The 20,093-nt window shown below is 62.0% G+C and carries 15 protein-coding genes; 14 read left to right on the forward strand and 1 reads right to left on the reverse strand.

The window, feature by feature from the left end:
- Nucleotide 1: 1 nt before the first annotated feature.
- The gene (locus tag HBJ59_RS29765; RefSeq protein WP_167665629.1) at nt 2-2,164 is read right to left on the reverse strand and encodes an outer membrane assembly lipoprotein YfiO; all 2,163 of its coding nucleotides are present in this window, start codon (nt 2,162-2,164) and stop codon (nt 2-4) included.
- Between the two features lie 209 nt (nt 2,165-2,373).
- Between HBJ59_RS29765 and HBJ59_RS29770 the strand changes: the two genes are divergently transcribed.
- The 14 genes from HBJ59_RS29770 to pgaD all read left to right on the forward strand — a co-directional run bounded on the left by HBJ59_RS29770 (nt 2,374) and on the right by pgaD (nt 20,064).
- Nucleotides 2,374-3,981 carry a glycosyltransferase family 39 protein gene (locus HBJ59_RS29770; RefSeq protein ID WP_372241512.1) on the forward strand — a complete coding sequence of 536 codons (1,608 nt, stop codon included), beginning with the start codon at nt 2,374-2,376 and terminating at the stop codon, nt 3,979-3,981.
- A 57-nt stretch (nt 3,982-4,038) separates the two neighbouring features.
- Nucleotides 4,039-4,284, forward strand: coding sequence for a DUF2789 domain-containing protein (locus HBJ59_RS29775; RefSeq protein ID WP_076015581.1), 246 nt, complete (start codon nt 4,039-4,041; stop codon nt 4,282-4,284).
- A gap of 101 nt (nt 4,285-4,385) precedes the next feature.
- The gene (locus HBJ59_RS29780) at nt 4,386-5,855 is read left to right on the forward strand and encodes a Fic family protein (protein WP_167665630.1); all 1,470 of its coding nucleotides are present in this window, start codon (nt 4,386-4,388) and stop codon (nt 5,853-5,855) included.
- Nucleotides 5,856-6,073: 218 nt separating this feature from the next.
- On the forward strand, nt 6,074-6,505 hold the full coding sequence (locus tag HBJ59_RS29785; protein ID WP_003218197.1) for a MarR family winged helix-turn-helix transcriptional regulator: 432 nt from the start codon (nt 6,074-6,076) through the stop codon (nt 6,503-6,505).
- The gene (locus tag HBJ59_RS29790; RefSeq protein WP_167665631.1) at nt 6,502-8,580 is read left to right on the forward strand and encodes an FUSC family protein; all 2,079 of its coding nucleotides are present in this window, start codon (nt 6,502-6,504) and stop codon (nt 8,578-8,580) included. The genes HBJ59_RS29785 and HBJ59_RS29790 overlap by 4 nt, the downstream gene beginning before the upstream one ends.
- Nucleotides 8,577-8,786 (forward strand): DUF1656 domain-containing protein, encoded by a 210-nt coding sequence (locus HBJ59_RS29795; protein WP_003218193.1) that lies wholly within the window; start codon nt 8,577-8,579, stop codon nt 8,784-8,786. Before HBJ59_RS29790 ends, HBJ59_RS29795 begins: the two co-directional genes overlap by 4 nt.
- Complete coding sequence (locus tag HBJ59_RS29800) at nt 8,783-9,673, forward strand: efflux RND transporter periplasmic adaptor subunit (protein ID WP_167665632.1); 891 nt, start codon at nt 8,783-8,785, stop codon at nt 9,671-9,673. The genes HBJ59_RS29795 and HBJ59_RS29800 overlap by 4 nt, the downstream gene beginning before the upstream one ends.
- Complete coding sequence (locus HBJ59_RS29805) at nt 9,670-11,112, forward strand: efflux transporter outer membrane subunit (protein WP_076015578.1); 1,443 nt, start codon at nt 9,670-9,672, stop codon at nt 11,110-11,112. The genes HBJ59_RS29800 and HBJ59_RS29805 overlap by 4 nt, the downstream gene beginning before the upstream one ends.
- Before the next feature lie 81 nt (nt 11,113-11,193).
- Nucleotides 11,194-11,826, forward strand: a complete 633-nt coding sequence (locus HBJ59_RS29810) for an NADH:ubiquinone oxidoreductase subunit N (protein WP_076015577.1) — start codon at nt 11,194-11,196, stop codon at nt 11,824-11,826.
- A 267-nt stretch (nt 11,827-12,093) separates the two neighbouring features.
- Nucleotides 12,094-13,590, forward strand: coding sequence for a YdgA family protein (locus HBJ59_RS29815; RefSeq protein ID WP_167665633.1), 1,497 nt, complete (start codon nt 12,094-12,096; stop codon nt 13,588-13,590).
- A 181-nt stretch (nt 13,591-13,771) separates the two neighbouring features.
- Nucleotides 13,772-16,225, forward strand: coding sequence for a poly-beta-1,6 N-acetyl-D-glucosamine export porin PgaA (gene pgaA / locus HBJ59_RS29820; protein ID WP_167665634.1), 2,454 nt, complete (start codon nt 13,772-13,774; stop codon nt 16,223-16,225).
- A 12-nt stretch (nt 16,226-16,237) separates the two neighbouring features.
- Complete coding sequence (gene pgaB, locus HBJ59_RS29825) at nt 16,238-18,235, forward strand: poly-beta-1,6-N-acetyl-D-glucosamine N-deacetylase PgaB (RefSeq protein WP_076015574.1); 1,998 nt, start codon at nt 16,238-16,240, stop codon at nt 18,233-18,235.
- A gap of 3 nt (nt 18,236-18,238) precedes the next feature.
- Complete coding sequence (gene pgaC, locus HBJ59_RS29830) at nt 18,239-19,585, forward strand: poly-beta-1,6-N-acetyl-D-glucosamine synthase (protein WP_076015573.1); 1,347 nt, start codon at nt 18,239-18,241, stop codon at nt 19,583-19,585.
- Nucleotides 19,582-20,064, forward strand: coding sequence for a poly-beta-1,6-N-acetyl-D-glucosamine biosynthesis protein PgaD (pgaD, locus tag HBJ59_RS29835; RefSeq protein WP_167665635.1), 483 nt, complete (start codon nt 19,582-19,584; stop codon nt 20,062-20,064). Before pgaC ends, pgaD begins: the two co-directional genes overlap by 4 nt.
- The last annotated feature ends 29 nt before the right edge of the window (nt 20,065-20,093 follow it).

A 20,093-nucleotide genomic window follows, 5' to 3' on the forward strand; every position in this document is an offset into this window, starting at 1 on the left:
CTTACCAGTAGTACTGCTGCGACTTGCCCCACTGGGTATCGGCAAACCCGGTTTTCAGCTGGCGGAACCAGCCTTTGCGCACTGCCTTGTCGACGTCTTCGCCACCGCAGCTGTTGTAGCCCGAAGGCCCATAGCAATTGATGGCGCGAAACAGTGCGTAGGCCTTGTCGTTGTGAGGGGCCTTGGGATTGCCGATCACCCGCTTGTAGCCTTCGAGCCGCGAGAAGGTTTCACCCTTGAAGGGCGAGGCGGTACTGCCCAGGCTGCCGGCGGAGCGCGCTTGTTCCAGGGGCATGCCGTCCAGACCGTTACGCAGGACGAATTCACCGAGGCAGTTCAGGCCCTGCGGGTTTTTCGGATCGGCCTGCAGGGTGCTGGCGATTTGCGCGATGCTCGGGCAGGTGTAGCCGGACTCGGCCTTGTCACCGTTCCATTGGAACAGTTTCAACGACTGGCCGCCGCCGTAGACGTAACCCAGGCTGGTGCCGAGCTTGTCGTCGGGAACCGAGGCAGGCAGTTGTTTCAAGTCCTCGGCGAAGGTCTCGAATTGGCCGCGCATCAGGTCTTTATAAAGCAATGTGAATTGCGCGGTCTGGCGCTCTACCGGGTCGCTGGCATCGGCAAGCCGTTGGCGCAGCAGATCGGGACCGGCGACGTTGCGCAGCAGGATATAGCGCACCTGTTTGGCACTGATCGGCGAGTCGGCGGCGAATACCTTGGCCAGTTGGCCGCTGCGTTCGTAGTTCATCGCCAATGCCAGCTCCAGCTGGTCACGTTGCAACGGTTGTTTGGCCAGCGGCAGCAGTTGCAGCCACAGCGCTTCGGCGGCTTTCCAGTCTTCCTTGGCTTCCAATGCCAGGCCGCGCAGGGTCTGCTGGCTGAAGGCGAAGTAATCGAGGTTCGACGGCACGTCCTGCGGCAACAGCTTCAAGGCGCGATCGGGTTGATGCTCGACGTACACGGCAAACGCCGCTTGCACGTAGGCGTACAGCGCCGGTTCCTGGGCGAATATCGACTTTTGCCCGTCAAGGGCTTCGCGAGTGAGCCTTGGCGGTTCACCTGCGCGCATCCACATCAGGTCGTTGAGGGCCAGGATCAACGGATTGTCCACGGGTGCCGTGGTGGTGGTCAGCAGCTTGGTGTCGGCTTCCTGCACCAGTTCATCCAGCGATACGTTGCGCTGGGCATCGGTGGCCTGGGTCAATTGCCAGGCAAAGTCGTTTGCCAGTTTGTCGGGGTTGGGCGCCAGCCAGTGCACCCGGCGCAGCAATCCACGGGCGGAAGCGGCGTATTCGCCCTGTGGATAAGTCTTCAGGTAATCATCGAATCCGGTCTCGGCCCGTTGCAGTGCGGACTTATCCACATGCTCAAGCGAGGGGGTGCCGTATTCGTCGAAAGCATTTTGCTGGGCGTCGTTCAGCGCGGTGCGCGCCGTCATGTACAGCGCCGTTTCCTTGAGCCAGGGCAGCGAACTGCTCGTCAGCGCCGTGAAGCCTTTTTGTGCGTCGCTGAAGCGTCCGCTGTAAAAATCCCCGGCCGCTTGCAGGTAGGCCAGCAATGCCTGGCCGTCTGCCGATTTCAACTGATCGGCCTCGCCCGCAGGGACGCCGTCCGAGGAACAGTTGGTGAGCATCTGCAAGCGCAGTTTGGCCAGCAACTGGCGCTCGGCCTGCGGTACATCGGCCTTCACCACCTGGCTGATAAACGCGGCGGCGCTGTCATCGGCGTTGCTGCGGCAACGGCTGCCTTCGCCGGAAAGGAAGGCTTCACCGGCGGCCTTGTAGTCATCGCGCTTGATGCCCAGTGGGCTGAGCAGTTCATCCAGTTCGGCGGTGCGCGAGTCGTCGGGCTGGTTGTCGGGCTCATCCGCTGCGGGCGTGAGCCGATACGCCGGGAATGGCACCGGGCCAAAGCCTTCGGAAAAATCCTGCTCGCCCAGGTCATTCGGTGCCAGCGGCATGACGTTTTTGTCTGCCAGCAGCAGCCGCAGGTTGACCCGGCTGTCATTGCCCGGGCTTAAAAACGGCAGGTTGCTGCACACGTCCAGGCTGTTACGCGACACCCGCCAATCCGGGTAGCACGAATCATCGCCGCTGGCGTGGGCCTGAAGGGGAAGGGTGGTGAGCAATGCCAGTGCCAGGGGTGACAGAAGACCGATGCGCATGAAGTGTCCTTGATCCTGAATCCATGGAAGGCTGCAATCATAGCCTGATCCGGCCAACGCGTCGGAGAAGCCCTGCGCAAAATTCAGATTTGTCCGATTGGCGGATGGCGGCTCAAAACGAGCAAAACAGCGGGCGAATCGAGGTCTTTTCACCTAGAGTGGCGGGTGTTCGCGCAAGCGCAGGTTTGGTAGTGGGTGAGGAAGTAGAGGTGCAACGCTCTGTGGCGGAACAAGACAACAAGGCCGGGGCCTTTCCCGTGGTCAATCCTGGCCTGTGGGAGCATGCCGGTTGGCTCGCTCGATTGTGGTGGGTGCCGCTGGTGGCATTGGCTATGGCCGTGCGCTTCTATGGTTTGACCGCCTCCGCGATTTGGGGAGATGAAGGTTCAAGCCTGCTGCTCGCCGAGTACTCCCTGGAAGACCTGTGGTTTCACGCCGCCCATGACGTTCATCCGCCGCTGTATTTCTTCATGCTGCGCGGCTGGATCGAGCTGTTTGGCGACAGTATTTTCTCCCTGCGCAGCATGAGTGCGATCCCAGGCGTGGTCGCCGTCGGCCTGGGCGTCTGGCTGACGCGCCTGGTCGCGACCCGCCGCGCGGCGGTACTGGCCGGAATTCTGTTGGCGTTGCTGCCCACGGCGGTGCGCTACAGCCAGGAAGTGCGGATGTATTCGCTGCTGGGCGTGTGGCTGCTGGCTGCCACCCTGGCATTGGTGTATTGGGTTCGCCAGCCTGAGCGCAAGCGGTATCTGGTGGTCTATGCGCTGTTAATGACCGCCGCCTTCTACACCCACTACTTCACCGCGTTGTGCGTGCTGGTGCACTGGACTTGGCTGGTATTGCTGCGGCTGCCACGGGCCGGCGGCCTGCGCCTTGTCACCCGTCCTGGCTGGTGGTTGGCCAACGTGGCGATTGTGTTGCTGTACTTGCCCTGGCTGCCGAACTTGCTCGGCCTGGTGCAGCACACTGAAGAACTCAAGGTGGGGGGTGATATTGGCTGGGAAGACCCGGTCAACCTGTATTCCCTACCGTCGATGGTGTGGCAGTTCCTCATTCAGGACCCGGGCGACCATGTGTGGCGGCCACTGTTTGTCGGGTTTCCGTTGTTGCTGGTAGCGCTGGTGGGCGTGACCGCCTGGCGCGATCAAAGTCGCTATCGCTTTGGCTGGTTGCTGGCGCTTTTCTTCATGCTGCCGGTGCTGCTGGTCTATGGGGTGTCGTTTATTTCCCCGGTGTTTATCGAGCGTTATCTCACGGCCTACGCGATGAGCTTGCCGATCATCGTGGCGGTGGCTGTCGACCGTCTGTCGCACCGCGTGTCACTGGCCGCGGCGGCGCTTTTCGTGCTGTTTGTCGGGGTCGAACTGGTGGGCGTGAAGACCAACTCCACCGTCGATGAACATGATCAATTCAACGTCGCGGTGGAGTTCGTCAACCGCAACTACCAGGAAGATGACCGCATCGTCATCAGCGACATGCTGTGGTACTTGCCCTACGTCTATTACGACGAGACCGACGCCCAGTTGCAGCTCTTCACACCGCCGACCGCCACCGGCAAATCGACGCGGCCGAATGCCTATGGTTTTGGCACTTTGGTGGACCAGGATGGCGGGCGAATTTACCTGGATCGCCTGTCGGCGTTGCCGGCGGAAATCCAGCGTGTCTGGCTGATCAGCGCCGCTGATGGCCCGGATGATTTTGCCCCATTACCGGCAGGATGGCGCCAGCTCAGTCAGCAGGATGGCGGTGGCGCACGGGCCCGACTGTTTGTGCTGTGCAACGCGCCGGCAGGTGTTCACCGCACTGGCTGTGATTAATCTGCGCATCACCTCAGAGGTTCTAGACTCAGATGAGCCCTCCTTCAGGAACACATCATGGAATCTCCAGTCCACAGCTTGCCGTCATTGTTCAAACAGCTTGGCTTGCCGGATGACCCGGTGAGCATCGAGCGCTTTATCGCGGTGCATTCCCCACTCAAACCCGAACTGCATCTGGCGGATGCGTTTTTCTGGACGCCAGGCCAGCGGGCGTTTTTGCGCGAAGAGATTTTGGAGGATGCGGATTGGGCGGAGGTGGTGGATGAGTTGAATTTGCGGTTGAGAGAGGGGCGAGGGGTGTAAAAAAAAATCTATAAAACCCCATTAATGTAAAAATAAATGGTGAGAGGTAAAAAAAACTGAGCTTTAATCTCCCTAGTTATTTTTTTCTAGGGACGCTCACCATGCCCGTCGTTGGTTACGCTCATTTATGTGAGGCGTTGAGCCTTAAGGTCATCGCTCCCAAGCGCGTCGCCATGATCAAACCGGTGACCCGCATCACCTTGATTGGTGATTGCCTGGCGGTCCCGCAATCGGTAGCACCCGGACAAGATTCTTTATTCGAGCATGTGCTGTTCGCCCTCAAGCATGAAGGCATCAACCTGCCTGTTTTGGCTCAGACATTTGAGCAGTTTGGCCCTGAGCCTTTTCTGTCTGAACTCGCCAAGTCGCCCAATGGTGTGTTTATTCGCAAAGCCTGCTTCCTGTGGGAAGGGCTCACTGGACGCTCGCTGGATTACACAACGCCGGTGCGCGGAAGTGTTGTTTTCCTGTTCGATCCCAAGCGCTATGTAACAGGCCCCAGTACCCGCAATAGCCGCTGGCGAGTCGATTTCAACGGTCTGGGCTCGTTGCATTACTGTGCCACCGTAGAGCGCACTTCACAGATAGAGACGTTACTGGCGCTGGATGTGTTGGGCCGCGCCAAGTCCTTCATGGCCACCCTCCCGCCTGAAATGATGGACCGCGCCATCCAATGGGCTTACCTGCATGAAACCCGCGACTCGTTCGCCATCGAAAAAGAACAACCCAGCGAAGAAAAGTCCCGTCGCTTCGTTCAACTGCTGCGCCAGGCCCATGAAGGTCGCCTGCTCACCGAGGACTACCTGGTAGAGCTGCAAAACAGCACTGTATCCAATCCCTTCGACAAGGCGGTCGCCTTCCGTCACGAGCAGAATCACCTGCATAACGGTCTGAGGGGCGCTGCGGGCGTCAGCTATGTGCCCCCCGCGCCGGATTTGTGCCAGGAGTTGATGGAAGAGCTAATGGCTTTTGCCAACCAGCCAGTGCGGGACGTCGACCCATTGGTTGCAGCAGCAGTGACCGCCTTCGGTTTCGTGTTCTTGCACCCGTTCATGGACGGCAATGGGCGCTTGTCGCGCTTTCTGGTTCATCAGACGCTCTGTCATTACGGTGCTTTGGAAAACGGCCTGCTGCTGCCGGTATCGGTCGCGATGAAGCATGAGGAACAAGCCTACCTGCAAGCCCTCAAGGCATTCTCACAACCCTCCCGGGAATTCTGGAATGTCACCTGGCTGGATGGCGACCAGATGGCCTTTGACTTCATTGGCCATCCTTCGATTTACCGCTATTGGGATGCCACCCGCTGCGTGGAATTCACCTTGCAGATGGCCCGCCGGGCGCTTGAAGTAGAGCTGCGCGAGGAAACCGAATTCCTGGATCGCTACGACCGCGTGGTTAAAGCCGTAAACGAGCGCTACGACGTGCGCGGCAGCGATCTGTCGAAGCTGGTGATGATGTGCCTGGATAACGAGGGCAAGGTTTCCCGGCACCGACGCAAGCAGTTCCAGTACAGCGTTGCGCAGGAGGTGTTTGAGTTTATTGAGGAGGAGGTAGGACGGGTGACGGCATAGCGGCGATCGGCTCGGTGCAAAAAAATCGCCTTTCGCACGGACGTTTCCGGCACATGAACTAGGGTAAAGAGCAGCGGTTCCTTGGGCTGCGTCGCTTCGCCACCTATCCGCAAATTTGTATCAAAACTTGACTGCCTTGGATCCATCGACCATATTGATAGTTAGCAAACTAACTGTATGCGAAGAATCCAGTGTCCCAGACCCTCGAACAACTCCAGATGAACATCAGCAGCAGCATGGTGGTAGGTGCCAGAACCTGGCGCAAAATCTGCCAGACCACGCTCGTCAGCTATGGCATCTCCGAAGCCTGCGCCGTGCCGCTGCTGATGATCGGCCGCCTCGGCGACGGTGTGCATCAGGTCAAGGTGGCCCAGGCCGCCGGGATGGAAAGCCCGTCCCTGGTGCGTCTGTTGGACCAGCTGTGCAATTCCGGCTACGTGTGCCGCACCGAAGACATCCACGACCGCCGCGCCAAGGCCTTGAGCCTCACCGAGCGTGGCCGCGAGCTGGTGCAGGCGGTGGAAGAACAGCTGGTGCGTCTGCGCCGCGAGGTGCTGGCGACGATCGATCCCGATGACCTGGAAGCTGCCCTGCGTGTACTGCGGGCCTTTGAAGGCGCCAATCAACATCCCATGGTTGTGAGTTCTTGAACGGATTTTTTACCGGCATGCCGCCGGCCAAGGATTGGTTCTATGGCGTAAGGACATTCGCCGCTTCAATGATCGCGTTGTACATCGCCATGCTGATGCAAATGCCGCGTCCGTATTGGGCGATGGCCACGGTGTACATCGTTTCCAGCCCGTTTGTCGGCCCTACCAGCTCCAAGGCGCTGTACCGGGCGGTCGGTACCTTCATGGGTGCGGCGGCGGCGGTGTTTTTTGTGCCGATGTTTGTGCAGACGCCGTACTTGCTGGTGGTGGTGATCGCGCTGTGGACCGGGATTCTGCTGTTCCTGTCCCTGCACCTGCGCACGGCCAACAGCTACGCGCTGATGCTGGCCGGCTACACCTTGCCGCTGATCGCCCTGCCGGTGGTGGATAACCCGCTGGCGGTATGGGATGTGGCCGAGGCGCGTACCGAAGAAATCTTCCTCGGCATCGCCGTGGCGGCGGTGGTCGGTGCGATGTTCTGGCCGCGACGCCTGGCGCCGGTGTTCGATGACTCGGTGAGCAAGTGGTTTGCCGACGCACAGGTCTACAGCCAGCGCTTCCTCAGCCGCAACGTGCAGCCCGAAGAAATCAGCACCCTGCGCGGCGGCATGGTTGCCACCTTCAACACCCTGGAGTTGATGATCGGCCAGCTGCCCCATGAAGGCTCGCGACCGCAAACGGTGCGCAACACCAAGGAGCTGCGCGGGCGGATGATCCACCTGCTGCCGGTGATCGATGCTCTCGACGATGCCGTGTACGCCCTTGAACACCGCGCGCCGGAATTGCTCGATCGCTTCACACCATTGCTGGCCGCCGCCAACGAGTGGCTGGACAGCACGCAAAAGGACGCGCCCCTCGAGCGCTGGCGTGTTCTGCGCGACCAGATCGAAGCCCTGCAACCCGATGCCGACGCCCTGGATGACCGCCACCAGTTACTGTTCTCCAACGCCCTGTATCGCCTCGGCGAGTGGGTGGATCTGTGGCAAGACTGCCGCAGCCTGCAAGCTGCTATCCAGTGCGAAAGCCAGGACAGCTGGCGCGCGGTGTACCGCCACTGGCGCCTGGGCCGGCTGACACCGTTCCTCGATCGTGGCCTGATGTTCTACTCGGCGTTTTCCACCGTCACTGCGATCATCGTCGCCTCGGTGCTGTGGATCCTGCTGGGCTGGACCGACGGTGGTAGTGCGGTGATCCTTGCGGCGGTGGCCTGCAGCTTCTTCGCCTCGATGGACGACCCGGCGCCGCAGATCTACCGGTTCTTTTTCTGGACGGCGATGTCGGTGCTGTTCGCCAGCCTCTACCTGTTTCTGGTGCTGCCCAACCTGCATGATTTCCCGATGCTGGTGCTGGCGTTTTCGGTGCCTTTTATCTGCATCGGCACGCTCACGGTACAGCCGCGCTTCTACCTCGGCATGCTGCTGACGCTGGTCAACACCTCGTCGTTCATCAGCATCCAGGGTGCCTACGACGCGGACTTCCTGGCCTTCGCCAACTCCAACCTGGCGGGCCCGGTGGGCCTGTTGTTCGCCTTTGTCTGGACCCTGATTGCCCGGCCGTTCGGCGCCGAGCTGGCGGCCAAGCGCCTGACCCGCTTCAGTTGGCGCGACATCGTCACCCTGACCGAGCCCGCGACCCTGGCCGAGCACCGCAAGATGGGCGTGCAAATGCTCGACCGCCTGATGCAACACCTGCCGCGGCTGGCCATGACCGGCCAGGACACCGGCATCGCCCTGCGCGAAGTTCGGGTGGCGCTGAACCTGCTGGACCTGCTGGCGTACTCGCCGCGCATCCTCGGGGTTCCGCGTGTGTTGTTGAACCAGGTGGTGGAAGGCGTCGGCGGTTACTTCAAGGCCTGCCTGAAAGCCGGTGAACGTCTGCCGGCCCCCAGCGGTCTGCTGATGACCCTCGACCGTACCCGCCGCGCCCTCAACGGCCAGGGCCTGCAAGGTGAGGACGAAACCCGCCTGCACCTGCTGCACGCCCTTAGCGGCTTGCGCCTGGCGTTGTTGCCCGGCGTGGAATTTCTTGGTGGCACAGAGATGGAAGCGCCGTTACCCGATGGAGCGCCTTTATGATCGGTGATCTGGATATCAGCGGGGTGTTCCTGCCCACGCTGCTGGTGCTGATGGGCATTACGTATGTGTTGTACCTGGTGGTGCACGGGCTGTTGACCCGCGTCCACTTCTATCGCCTGGTCTGGCACCGGGCATTGTTCAATGTGGGTCTCTACGCTCTGTTGCTGGGCGCAGTGGACTCACTCAGTCGATACCTCATGACATGAAAAAACCTTTTTTGACCATCGGCCGTGTAGTCCTGACGTTATTGGTGGTGACCTTCGCCTGCGTCGTGGTGTGGCGCATGGTGATGTACTACATGTTCGCCCCCTGGACCCGTGACGGCCATATCCGTGCCGACATCGTGCAGATCGCCCCGGACGTGTCCGGGCTGATCCAGCAAGTGGACGTGCGTGACAACCAGTTGGTGGTGCGCGGCCAGGTGCTGTTCTCCGTCGACCAGGACCGCTTCAAGCTGGCCCTGCGCCAGGCCCAGGCCGCTGTGGCCGACCGCCAGGAAACCCTGGCCCAGGCCGTGCGCGAGAACAAGCGTAACCGTGGCCTCGGCAACCTGGTGGCCAGCGAGCAACTGGAAGAAAGCCAGTCCCGTGTCACCCGTGCCCAATCGGCCCTGGCCGAGTCGCAAGTGGCGGTGGATGCCGCGCAGCTCAACCTGGACCGCTCGGTGATCCGCAGCCCGGTGGACGGCTACATCAACGACCGTGCGCCGCGTAACCAGGAGTTCGTGACCGCCGGGCGCCCGGTGTTGTCGGTGGTGGACAGCAACTCCTTCCACATCGACGGCTATTTCGAAGAGACCAAGCTCGACGGCATCCACGTCGGCCAGAGCGTCGACATCCGCGTGATCGGCGACAACGCCCGCCTGCGCGGGCATGTGCAGAGCATCGTCGCCGGTATCGAAGACCGTGACCGCACCAGCGGCTCCAACCTGCTGCCCAACGTCAACCCGGCGTTCAGCTGGGTGCGCCTGGCCCAGAGGATTCCGGTGCGCATCGCGTTTGACGACGTGCCGGCGGACTTCCGCATGATTGCCGGGCGCACTGCCACGGTGTCGATCATCGACGACCAACCCAAGTCGGAGAACAAGCCATGAAACGGCTTTTAGCAACCGCCGGGCTGGGGTTGTTGCTGTCGGCCTGCCAAGTGGTGGGCCCCGATTACAAACTGCCGGACAAGGCTGCCGTGAACCGCGGTGACCTTCAGGGCCAGTTGGCCGGGGAGGGCAACAATGTGGTGTCGGCGCCGGTGCCGGCGGACTGGTGGAAGCTCTATCAAGACCCGCGCCTGGATAAGCTGGTGGAGCAGGCCATGGCCTCCAACACCGACCTGCGGGTGGCTGCGGCCAACTTGCAGCGCTCGCGCTATCAGGTGCAGCAAGCCGAATCTGCCGGCGGCTGGAGTGCCGGGGCCAAGGCCGAAGCCCAGCGCTTGCAAGAATCCGGTGAGGCCTATTTGCTGACGGAAAAAGTCCCTGTGGCCAATATCGGCGCCGCGAGCATCAGCACCTCCTACCAATTCGATTTGTTCGGCACCTTGCAGCGCGGCATTGAAAGCTCCCAGGCCAGCGCCGATGCGGCCCAGGCGGCTGCCGATATCGCCCGTATCACCCTGGTAGCGGACGTGGTGCGGTCTTACACCCAAGTGTGCGCGGCCAACGAAGAGCTGGCGATCGCCAACGAGTCCCTCGACCTGCAAGCCCAGAGCACGCACCTGACCCAGCGCCTGCGGGATGCCGGGCGTGGTGATGAAACCCAGGTCACCCGTTCGCAAACCCAATACAAATCCCTGCGCGCCGAAATGCCGCGTTATGAAGCGTTGCGCCAGGCCGGGCTGTTCCGCCTGTCGATGCTGCTGGCCAAGCCACTGAATCAACTGCCGGCCGGCACCGCCCAATGCGCCGAGCTGCCGCATATCGCGCAATTGCTGCCGGTGGGCGACGGCGCCACGCTGCTCAAGCGTCGCCCTGATGTGCGCCAGGCCGAGCGCCAACTGGCGGCTGCCACTGCGCGCATCGGTGTGGCCACCGGCGCGCTGTACCCGGATATCAGCATCGGGGCCACCGTCGGCACCGTGGGTATTCTGGATGACCTGGGCACGCCAGCCACCAACCGCTGGGGCTTTGGCCCGCTGATCAGTTGGACGCTGCCGACCAACGGTGCCCGCGCGCGTATTCACGAAGCCGAAGCCGCGACCCAGGGCGCCCTGGCGCATTTCGACGGCGTGGTGCTCAACGCCATCCGCGAAACCCAGACGGGCCTGGCGCAATACACCGCGCAATTGCAACGTCGCGATGCGTTGGCCGATGCCGGCGCCTCGGCCAAAGAGGCCGCGGAGCAGACGCACCGCTTCTTCCAGGCCGGCCGCGCCTCATTCCTGGCCGACCTGCAAGCCACCCGCACCTACACCGATGTACGAGCGCAACTGGCGGCGGCGAACACCCAGGTTGCCATGAGCCAGATCGATTTGTTCCTGGCCCTGGGCGGCGGCTGGGAAAGTGGACGAACGCAAGCCACACAAGCCAGCAAACCCTGAGCTGATTGCTATGCTTTGACTGGCGGGTTCTGTTGATGACCCGCTTGTCACTGCTCGCGTTTGCTCATGGGGATTCCAATAATGAAAAACCCTTATGCTCCCGCTTTCTGGTGCGTGTTCTTCGCACTGGTGTTGTTATCGGCGACGTACTTCTACGGCATCATGCTGGCCCATCAAATTGACAAGGCCATGGTGTTCCTCGACAGCGCCAGCGCGCTGATCGCGGTGCTGTCCATCGGTGTGGTGGCCTGGGCTTCTTTCCAAGGCCAGCGAATCAAGCGAAGACTGCTCGAACAAGGCAAGACCCGCGTGGCGATCTGGGACACCAAAGTCGCCCTGCGCCGGGTCGAGACGGTGTTCGACCGCTACTTCTGGGGCAGCTACTGGCAACCGGGGCGCACCTTCCAGGAAGTCATGGGTGAACTGACCGGCACCCCGCTGGAAAAAAGCCTCGAAGCCCTGAAAAAACAATGCGTGATGCTTGATCGGCAAGTCGCCGACGGACGGCACTGGCTGAATAACGCCCGGGAATTGTCCGACGTGGCCACGGCGATGGCGCGGGAGCGTTACCAGCTGGATTTTTATGATCCCAAGTCGGATACGCCGGGCAACGCGGTGATTCACCGCGAATTTGAAGTGCTGGTGTACACGTGGACGGCACGGCTGAAGAGCTTTGATCATCAATTGGATGAGATCGATACCGAGTATTCCTGAAATCTGTGGTGTCTGTACTGACGCCTTCGCGAGCAAGCCCGCTCCCACATTCGATCGAGTTGCATCTTTGGAATGCAGCCGAATGTGGGAGCGGGCTTGCTCGCGAAGGCGCTTTACCGTTCACCGCTGAAGTCTGCGCCTATTGAAAAATTGGGCTGCATACGCCAGCCAATGCTAATCTTCCCCGGATTTCGGCGGGCTTGAGCCGACACCCTTCGGGTGTTCAGGGAAGACAGCCCATTTCACAGGATTTGATCAGGTCACTACATGAATAAGCCAGCAGTCGTTCTCTTGGGTATCGTCGTCGCCATTGGTGCAATCAGTGCAGGCGGTGCCTGGTACACCGGCAAGCAACTGGAGCCGGTGCTGCAAACCGCCATCCAGGATGCCAACAAGGAACTGCAGACCTCCATGGCCGGCGTCGACGGCACCGTGACCCTCGAGCTCGTTTCCCTCGACCGCCAGCTGTTCAGCAGCACCGCGCACTATCGCCTCAAGGCCCAAGGCGCAGTGTTCGGCGAAAACCATCAGGACACCGAACTGCTGTTCGTCGACCATATCGAACACGGCCCGCTGCCGTTCTCGCGTCTGGTGTCGCTGAAGTGGTTGCCAGTCATGGCCACCAGTCACTACGAACTTGAGAAAAACCCCACCACCGAAAAATGGTTCGCCGCCAGCAAAGACGTGTCGCCGCTCAAGGGCGTGGCCAACATCGGCTACAACCGCTCGGTTAACGGCAATGTTGAACTGCTGCCTCTGGAACTCAAGGACGACAAGTCGGCCGTGAGCTTCTCCGGTGCCAACCTGGACTTCGATTCGACTGCCGAAGGCAAGAAGGTCAAGGCCAGCGGCTACATGGACAGCCTCAAGGTCTCGGTTGTCGATGCCAACAACGCCAAGCTGGATGCCGAGCTGAGCGGCCTGACCATCGCCAGCAACCTGGAAAAAACCACCTTTGGTTTCTACACCGGGCAAAACACTGTCGAGCTGACCAACACCAAGGTCACCTTCGGCCCGCAGCAAGCGGTGCTGACCCTCAAGAACTTTGAGCAGAAAGACAGCAGCGAAACCAAGGACAACAACCTGGCCGGCCGTGTCGACTACAAGATTGACGAGATCGGTTACCAGGGCAAGCCAGTGGGCTCGGCGGCCATGGCGGTCAGCATGAAGAACGTCGATATCCCATCGATGCTGGTGCTGACCAAGCTCTACCAGGAAAAAGTGCAACCGGCCCAAGCCGCTGCCGCTGCCGGCCAGCCAGTGCCTGAGTTGCAACTGACTGAAGCCGAGCAAACCCTGGCCCAGGCCAATGTCAATCAACTGCTGGCTGCCAAGCCGCAAGTGGCAGTAGAAAACCTGTCGCTGAAAACCACCAATGGCGAGAGCCGTTTCAACCTGGTGGTCGACCTGGCCAAGCCGTCGAGCATGGACCTGCCGCCGGTTGAACTGGGCAAGCAAATCGTTGCGCTGCTGGACGCCAACCTGACGCTGTCCAAGCCGATGGTTCAGGACGTTGCCGCCCTGCAAGCGCAGATCGGTGGTGTGACCGACCCGAAAGCCATCGAGCAGCAATCCCAGATGGCCAGCGAGATGATCAGCGGCATGGCCGTGGGTACTCAACTGGCGACCCTGGTGGGCACCGATGTCGTTTCCAAGCTGCACTACGCCAACAATGAAGTGACCTTCAACGGCCAGAAAATGACCGTCGAGCAATTCATTGGTTTTGTACTGGGCAAGTTCGGCGCGGTTAGCGGCGCTCAATAAAACTCGGCTCAAAGTGATGTAGGCCAATTCTGAATAATTGTTCGGAATTGGCCTTTTTTGTACCCCTCTCAAGGATATTGCGCCCCAGGAAAGCTTGGCTGCGTCATCAGATGTCGGCCGCCTGGTGTGTCGTGCAGGTGAATTTATCACTACAGCTTTCCCTGGTGAGGAAGCTGACGACATGTCGCGTAATGTTCATCCCTTTATCCGTCTGGCCCTGTGTAGCCAGTTACTCTGGCCTGTCGTGGCGTCGGCGGATGCTGCCTATGATTCGCTGATCAACCAGGCCCGTAGCGGCAACTATGGCCCGGCCCTCAACCTGTTGCGCCAATTGCCCGCCGAGCGTCAGACGACGGGGCAGGTCAGCGATCACCTGTTGATTGCCAGTTGGGCACGCCAGGACGCCGAAGTGCTTTCGGTCTACGAGACCCAGGGCCGCAGTCGTACCCTTACTTCCCAAGCGTTGGCCACGGTCGCCCGTACTTATCGCAACCAGCAGCGTTGGGAGCCGGCAATTGCCGTGTATCGCCAGGCGCTGCAACGCGAGCCGAATAACCCGGACCTGCAATTGGGCCTCGCCCTGACCCAGGCCGACGCCGGCCAAACGGCCGAAGCCGTACAGCGCACCCGCGCTCTAGTGGCCGCCAAACCCGACGACGCCGACCGCCGCATGGCCTTGGGTTACGCCCTGACTCGCGCCGGTTCAACCTATGACGCGCTGTTCGAGTTCGACCAGGCCTTCATCCGCGCCGGCAACAAACCCGAAGTCGCCCGCGAATACATCGTCGCCCTGCAACGCGCGCGCCTGCCGGAACCAGCCCTGCGCCTGGCCGCCCGGCGCCCGGGCCTGTTGGACCCGGTCACCCAGCGCCGCCTCGAAGGCGACCTGGCCGCCGAACGCGTGCGCCTGGCCGAGTTCGCCTCACGCAGTGAAAAAGAGCGCTACGTCATCGCCGACCGCGCCCTCAAGGATTACGACCAACTGCTCACCACGTGGACACCGGATGCCAGCGCCCATGATGACGTGGTGCGCTGGCGCATCGACCGCCTGGGCGCGCTGAAGGCCCGGGCACGCACCGCCGAGGTGGTCCGCGAGTACGAAGTGCTGAAGGGCGAAGGTGTGCAACTGCCGACCTACGCGCTGCGTTGGGTTGCTGCCGCTTACCTCGACCAACGCCAGCCGGAAAAGGCCGCCCCGCTGTATCGCCAGGCCCTGGTGGCCAGCGATGCGGACGCGGGTGATCACGTCGAAGACAGCACCGCGCTGTTCTACGCCTTGCTCGAAAACGATCAGGTGGTGGAGGCCCGCGAAGTCGCCGATAACCTGGCGAGCACCCAGAAACCCCGGGTCGAACTCAAGGGCCTGCCCATCGGTAACCCCAACGACGCCTGGATGGACGCCCAACAATTGGCCGCTCAGGCCGGCACCTATGGCGCCGACCTTCCCGCCAGCGAAAAAGGCCTGGAAGCCCTGGTGCAGCAGGCGCCCGGCAATATCGGCCTGCGCCTGGCCCAAGCTGATATGTACCGCGCCCGCGACTGGCCACGGCGTGCCGAAAACACCCTCAAGGAAACCGAAGCCCAGGCCCCGCGCGACATCGGCCTGGAAGTCTCCCAAGGCCATACCGCCCTGGATCTGCAGGAGTGGCGCCAGCTCGATGCACTCACCGACGACGTGGTCGACCGCGCCCCGGACAACCGCCAGGTGCAGCGCCTCAGTCGCCTGCGGGATGTGCATGACATGGCCGAATTGCGCGTCGAGGCCTACACCGGCAAAAGCAACGGTGGCGGCGATAACGGTGCGGGCGCGGTGTCCGGCAGCCGCGATTTCGGCATCGAAACCTTGCTCTACAGCCCGCCCATCGATGAAGACTGGCGCGTGTTCGGCGGTGTCGGCTACGCCACTGCCGACTTTGAAGAAGGCAACGGCCAACACCGCTGGCAGCGCCTCGGTGTAGAGCGGCGCACCCGCGACATGACCCTCGAAGCCGAAGTGTCCAATCACTCCTACGGCTTTGGCTCCAAGCAAGGCGCGCGGGTCGCGATTGCGCGGGACATCAATGACCAATGGCAGTACGGCGGTAGCCTCGACTACCTCTCCGCCAGCACCCCGCTGCGGGCGCTGAACGCCGACATCACCGCCAACGGCGGCAGCGGTTTTATCCGCTGGCGCGCCAACGAAAGCCGCGAATGGAAACTGGCCCTGAGCCCGTCCCACTTCAGCGACGGCAACAACCGCTTCGAAGCGCTGCTCACCGGACGCCAGGGCGTGTACAGCTCGCCGGGGGTGCAAGTCGATCTGGGCCTGGAAGTCGGCACCAGCCGCAACACCAAGGAAGACACGCCGTACTTCAACCCGCGCTCGGACTACAGCATGCTGCCCACGGCGACCGTCAACCACGTGCTCTACCACCGCTACGAAACCCAGTGGAGCCAGCAGTTCCAGGTGGGGGCGGGCACCTACAGCCAGCGCGATTACGGCACCGGCGGCGTTGCATTGGTGGGCTACGGCCAGCGGTTTCGCTGGAACGACGTGCTCGAAACCGGCGCCAACCTCAGCTGGATCAGCCGACCTTATGACGGTGAGCGCGAAAGCGATCTGCGCCTGATCGTCGACCTCACCTACCGCTTCTAGAAGAGTCCGATCATGCCTGTTTTGTCCCGTTGCCTGTTGGCCCTGGGGTTAATGCTGAGCAGCGCTTGCGCCCAGCAACCCGCGCCTTTCACTCCACCCGCCGAGCGGCTCAAGCCCGCCAACGAAGCGCCGTGGCCGAAGAACCACTTTCTCGGTATCGCCTACCACGACATCGAGGACCGCGACCCCGATCAGGCGGTGGTGGCGGTGCGTACCGAGCGTTTGATCGAACAGCTGGCGTGGTTACGGGAAAACGGCTACCAGCCGGTCACCGTTGACCAGATCCTCGCCGCCCGCAACGGCGGCCCGGAGCTGCCGGCGAAGGCGATCATGCTCAGCTTCGACGACGGCTACGCGAGCTTCTACACCCGTGTGATGCCGATCCTGCGCAGCTACAACTGGCACGCGTTGCTGGCGCCGGTGGGCTCATGGGTGGATACGCCGCTGAACCAGCCGGTGGATTTCGCCGGCACACCACGGCCGCGTTCGGACTTCCTGACCTGGCAGCAGGTGCGCGAAATCGCCCAATCCGGCCTGGTGGAAATCGCCGCGCACACCGACGCCAATCACAAAGGCGTGCTGGCCAACCCACAGGGCAACCTGCAACCGGCCGCCACCACCCGACGCTTTGACCCTGCGACCAATCGCTACGAAACCGAAGCCCAGTTCCAGGCACGGATGCGCACCGACGTGGCGGCCATCTCCAACAAGATCCGCGCCGTCACCGGCAAGGCACCGCGTGTGTGGGTGTGGCCATATGGCGCCGCCGACGGTACTTCACTGGCCGTCGTGGGCGAGCAGGGCTACCAGATGGCCCTGACCCTGGAAGACGGTCTCGACAGCCTCGGCAACCTGATGAGCAGCCCGCGTTTCCTGGTGGCCTCCGACCCGGACGGCGAGCACTACGCCAACGCCATCGTCGCGACCCAGGCAGAAGCGCCATTGCGGGTACTGCATGTGGACCTGGACAACGTCTACGATCCGGACCCGGAGCAGCAGGTGCGCAACCTCGACAAGCTGATCCAGCGCGTGGTCGACATGGGCGCCAGCACCGTATTCCTGCAAGCTTTCGCCGACCCCAAGGGCGATGGCCTGGTGCATTCGCTGTACTTCCCCAACCGCCATTTGCCGGTGCGCGCCGACCTGTTCAACCGCGTCACCTGGCAACTGCGCACTCGGGCTCACGTAAACGTATTTGCCTGGATGCCGGTGCTCAGCTTCGCCCTCGATTCGAAGCTGCCCCGTGTCACCCGTTGGGACCCGGAAACCGGCAAGGTCGCCATCGACCCGGACCAGTACCAGCGCCTGTCGCCGTTCGATCCGAAGGTGCGGCAGATCATCGGCGAAATCTACGAAGACCTGGCCCGCACCAGTGCCATCGACGGCGTGCTGTTCCACGACGACGCGGTGCTGTCGGACTTTGAAGACGCCAGCCCGCTGGCGCTCAAGGCCTACGCCGCCAACGGCCTGCCGGACACCATCGAAGCCCTGCGCGCCGACCCTGCGGTGATGCAGCGCTGGACCCGTTTCAAGAGCCGCTACCTGATCGACTTCACCCATGAGCTGACCGCCAAGGTCCGCACGCTGCGCGGCCCACAAGTACAGACCGCACGCAATATCTTCGCCGAGCCGATGCTCAATCCGGGCAGTGAAGCCTGGTTCGCGCAGAACCTCGACGACTTCCTCACCAGCTACGACTGGACTGCGCCGATGGCCATGCCATTGATGGAAGGCCAGGACCTCAAGGGCTCCAATGCCTGGCTGGAAAAACTCGTGGCCACCGTCAAGGCCCGCCCCGGCGCCTTGCAACGCACCGTCTTTGAGTTGCAAGCCAAGGACTGGCGCACCCAGGCTGCCCCGGATCTTTCCGGCGCACAAATGGCCGAGTGGATGGGCGTGCTCAAGCGTCAAGGCGTGACCAGTTTTGGCTACTACCCCGACAACTTCCTGGAGAATTCGCCGGATCTGAAAACCGTGCGTCCGGCCCTTTCCAACCAGTGGAATCCTTGACTCATGTTCGACAGAATCCTCGCGCTTATCGTTTTGTCGTTGGTATTGGGTGTGCCCCTTGGCCTGATCTTTCTGGTCACCGGGCAGTTCCTGATGGACTTCGTATTCTTCTATCCGCTGTTTATGTCCGGCCTGTGGATCGCCGGCGGCCTGTACTTCTGGCTGCACTGGGAGCGCCACTGGCCGTGGGCGGATGACACCCCGGCGCCGGTACTCGCCGGCGAGCCGCTTATCTCGATCCTGATCCCTTGCTACAACGAAGGCGACAACGCTGCCGAGACCATCGGCGCCGCGCTGGCCCAGCAATACCGCAACATTGAAGTGATCGCGATCAACGACGGCTCCAGCGACAACACCGCCGCGGTGCTCGATGCGCTGGCGCTGAAAGAGCCGCGCCTGCGGGTGCTGCACCTGGCGCAAAACCAGGGCAAGGCCGTGGCCCTGCGCATGGGCGCGGTAGCAGCACGCAGCGAATATTTGGTGTGCATCGACGGCGATGCGTTGCTCTCGTCGAACACCGCGGCGTACCTGGTGGCGCCGATGCTCGACAACCCGCGCCTTGGTGCCGTCACCGGCAACCCGCGCATTCGCACGCGCTCGACCTTGATCGGCCGGGTGCAGGTGGGCGAGTTCTCTTCGATCATCGGTTTGATCAAGCGCACCCAGCGGGTCTTCGGGCGGATCTTCACCGTCTCCGGCGTGGTGGTGGCGTTTCGGCGGGCGGCCCTGGACCGGGTCGACTACTGGAGCACCGACATGATCACCGAAGACATCGACGTGAGCTGGAAGCTGCAACTGGACCACTGGAGCATCTTCTACGAGCCCCGCGCACTGTGCTGGATCCTGATGCCGGAAACCCTCGGCGGCCTGTGGAAACAGCGTCTGCGCTGGGCCCAGGGCGGCGCCGAAGTGCTGTTCAAGAACATCCGGGGCATCTGGCAATGGCGCCATCGCTACCTGTGGCCGCTGCTGTTCGAGTACTGCCTGTCCACCGGCTGGGCCTTCACCTTTTTGCTCTCGGTGATCTTCTGGGCCGTGGGTAAAGTCGTGACGCTGCCCGCCGCCATCGCCGTCGACTCGCTGATGCCGCCGGCCTTTACCGGCCTGTTGCTGGCAGTGGTGTGCCTGGTGCAATTCGCGGTGAGCATCATGATCGACCGGCGCTATGAAAAGGGCCTGTGGAAAACCCTGTTCTGGACCGTCTGGTACCCGCTGGTGTTCTGGCTGGTCAGCCTGTTCACCACCCTGGTCAGCTTCCCCAAAGTGTTGTTTCGGCAACACCAGAAACGCGCGCGCTGGGTCAGCCCGGATCGCGGTATCAAAGCCCCCACCAAGGAACTGCAACCATGAACCTGATCCGAACCCAACAGCGCCCGGTGATGTGGGCGATCGACGTATTCCTGACCCTGCTGGCCTGGGCTGGCCTGATCCTCTTGCTGGTGCGCGGCATGGTGCCGATGCTCGACAGCCACGGCGGCCCGCGCATTGATGCACCGATTTTTGCGGCACTGGATACCTTGCAGATTTACCTGTGGATCGCTGTGTTCAACGCGGTGGTACTGATCGGTTGGGCGCGTTACCAGCAACAGCGCGGCAAGCGCTTTGCCCAGCGCCGCTCGGCGGCCAAGGCCTTGAGCGACCAGCGTTTGAGCCACAGCTTCAGCCTGGGGGACGGTGACCTGGAGCAACTGCGCCGCCCGGGTGTGCTGGTGATTCATAACGACCATGAAGGTGGCGTGCAGGAAGTGACAGCGCATGTATCCCGCCATGTGGAGCGGCCAGGGTTGAAGCTGGTGCCGGGGCAGGAGCGGGCGAAAGAGGTCGGTTAACCTGAATGCCGAAAAGTGGGATCCAATTC

Origin of the sequence: Pseudomonas sp. AN3A02, from assembly GCF_011765255.1 — a bacterium.
Taxonomy (GTDB): domain Bacteria; phylum Pseudomonadota; class Gammaproteobacteria; order Pseudomonadales; family Pseudomonadaceae; genus Aquipseudomonas.

Coding starts and splice junctions, on each gene's coding strand:
- HBJ59_RS29765 (WP_167665629.1), bottom strand. CDS start 2,164: ATGCGCATCGGTCTTCTGTCACCCCTGGCACTGGCATTGCTCACCACC.
- HBJ59_RS29775 (WP_076015581.1), top strand. CDS start 4,039: ATGGAATCTCCAGTCCACAGCTTGCCGTCATTGTTCAAACAGCTTGGC.
- HBJ59_RS29780 (WP_167665630.1), top strand. CDS start 4,386: ATGCCCGTCGTTGGTTACGCTCATTTATGTGAGGCGTTGAGCCTTAAG.
- HBJ59_RS29785 (WP_003218197.1), top strand. CDS start 6,074: ATGAACATCAGCAGCAGCATGGTGGTAGGTGCCAGAACCTGGCGCAAA.
- HBJ59_RS29795 (WP_003218193.1), top strand. CDS start 8,577: ATGATCGGTGATCTGGATATCAGCGGGGTGTTCCTGCCCACGCTGCTG.
- HBJ59_RS29800 (WP_167665632.1), top strand. CDS start 8,783: ATGAAAAAACCTTTTTTGACCATCGGCCGTGTAGTCCTGACGTTATTG.
- HBJ59_RS29805 (WP_076015578.1), top strand. CDS start 9,670: ATGAAACGGCTTTTAGCAACCGCCGGGCTGGGGTTGTTGCTGTCGGCC.
- HBJ59_RS29810 (WP_076015577.1), top strand. CDS start 11,194: ATGAAAAACCCTTATGCTCCCGCTTTCTGGTGCGTGTTCTTCGCACTG.
- HBJ59_RS29815 (WP_167665633.1), top strand. CDS start 12,094: ATGAATAAGCCAGCAGTCGTTCTCTTGGGTATCGTCGTCGCCATTGGT.
- pgaA (WP_167665634.1), top strand. CDS start 13,772: ATGTCGCGTAATGTTCATCCCTTTATCCGTCTGGCCCTGTGTAGCCAG.
- pgaB (WP_076015574.1), top strand. CDS start 16,238: ATGCCTGTTTTGTCCCGTTGCCTGTTGGCCCTGGGGTTAATGCTGAGC.
- pgaC (WP_076015573.1), top strand. CDS start 18,239: ATGTTCGACAGAATCCTCGCGCTTATCGTTTTGTCGTTGGTATTGGGT.
- pgaD (WP_167665635.1), top strand. CDS start 19,582: ATGAACCTGATCCGAACCCAACAGCGCCCGGTGATGTGGGCGATCGAC.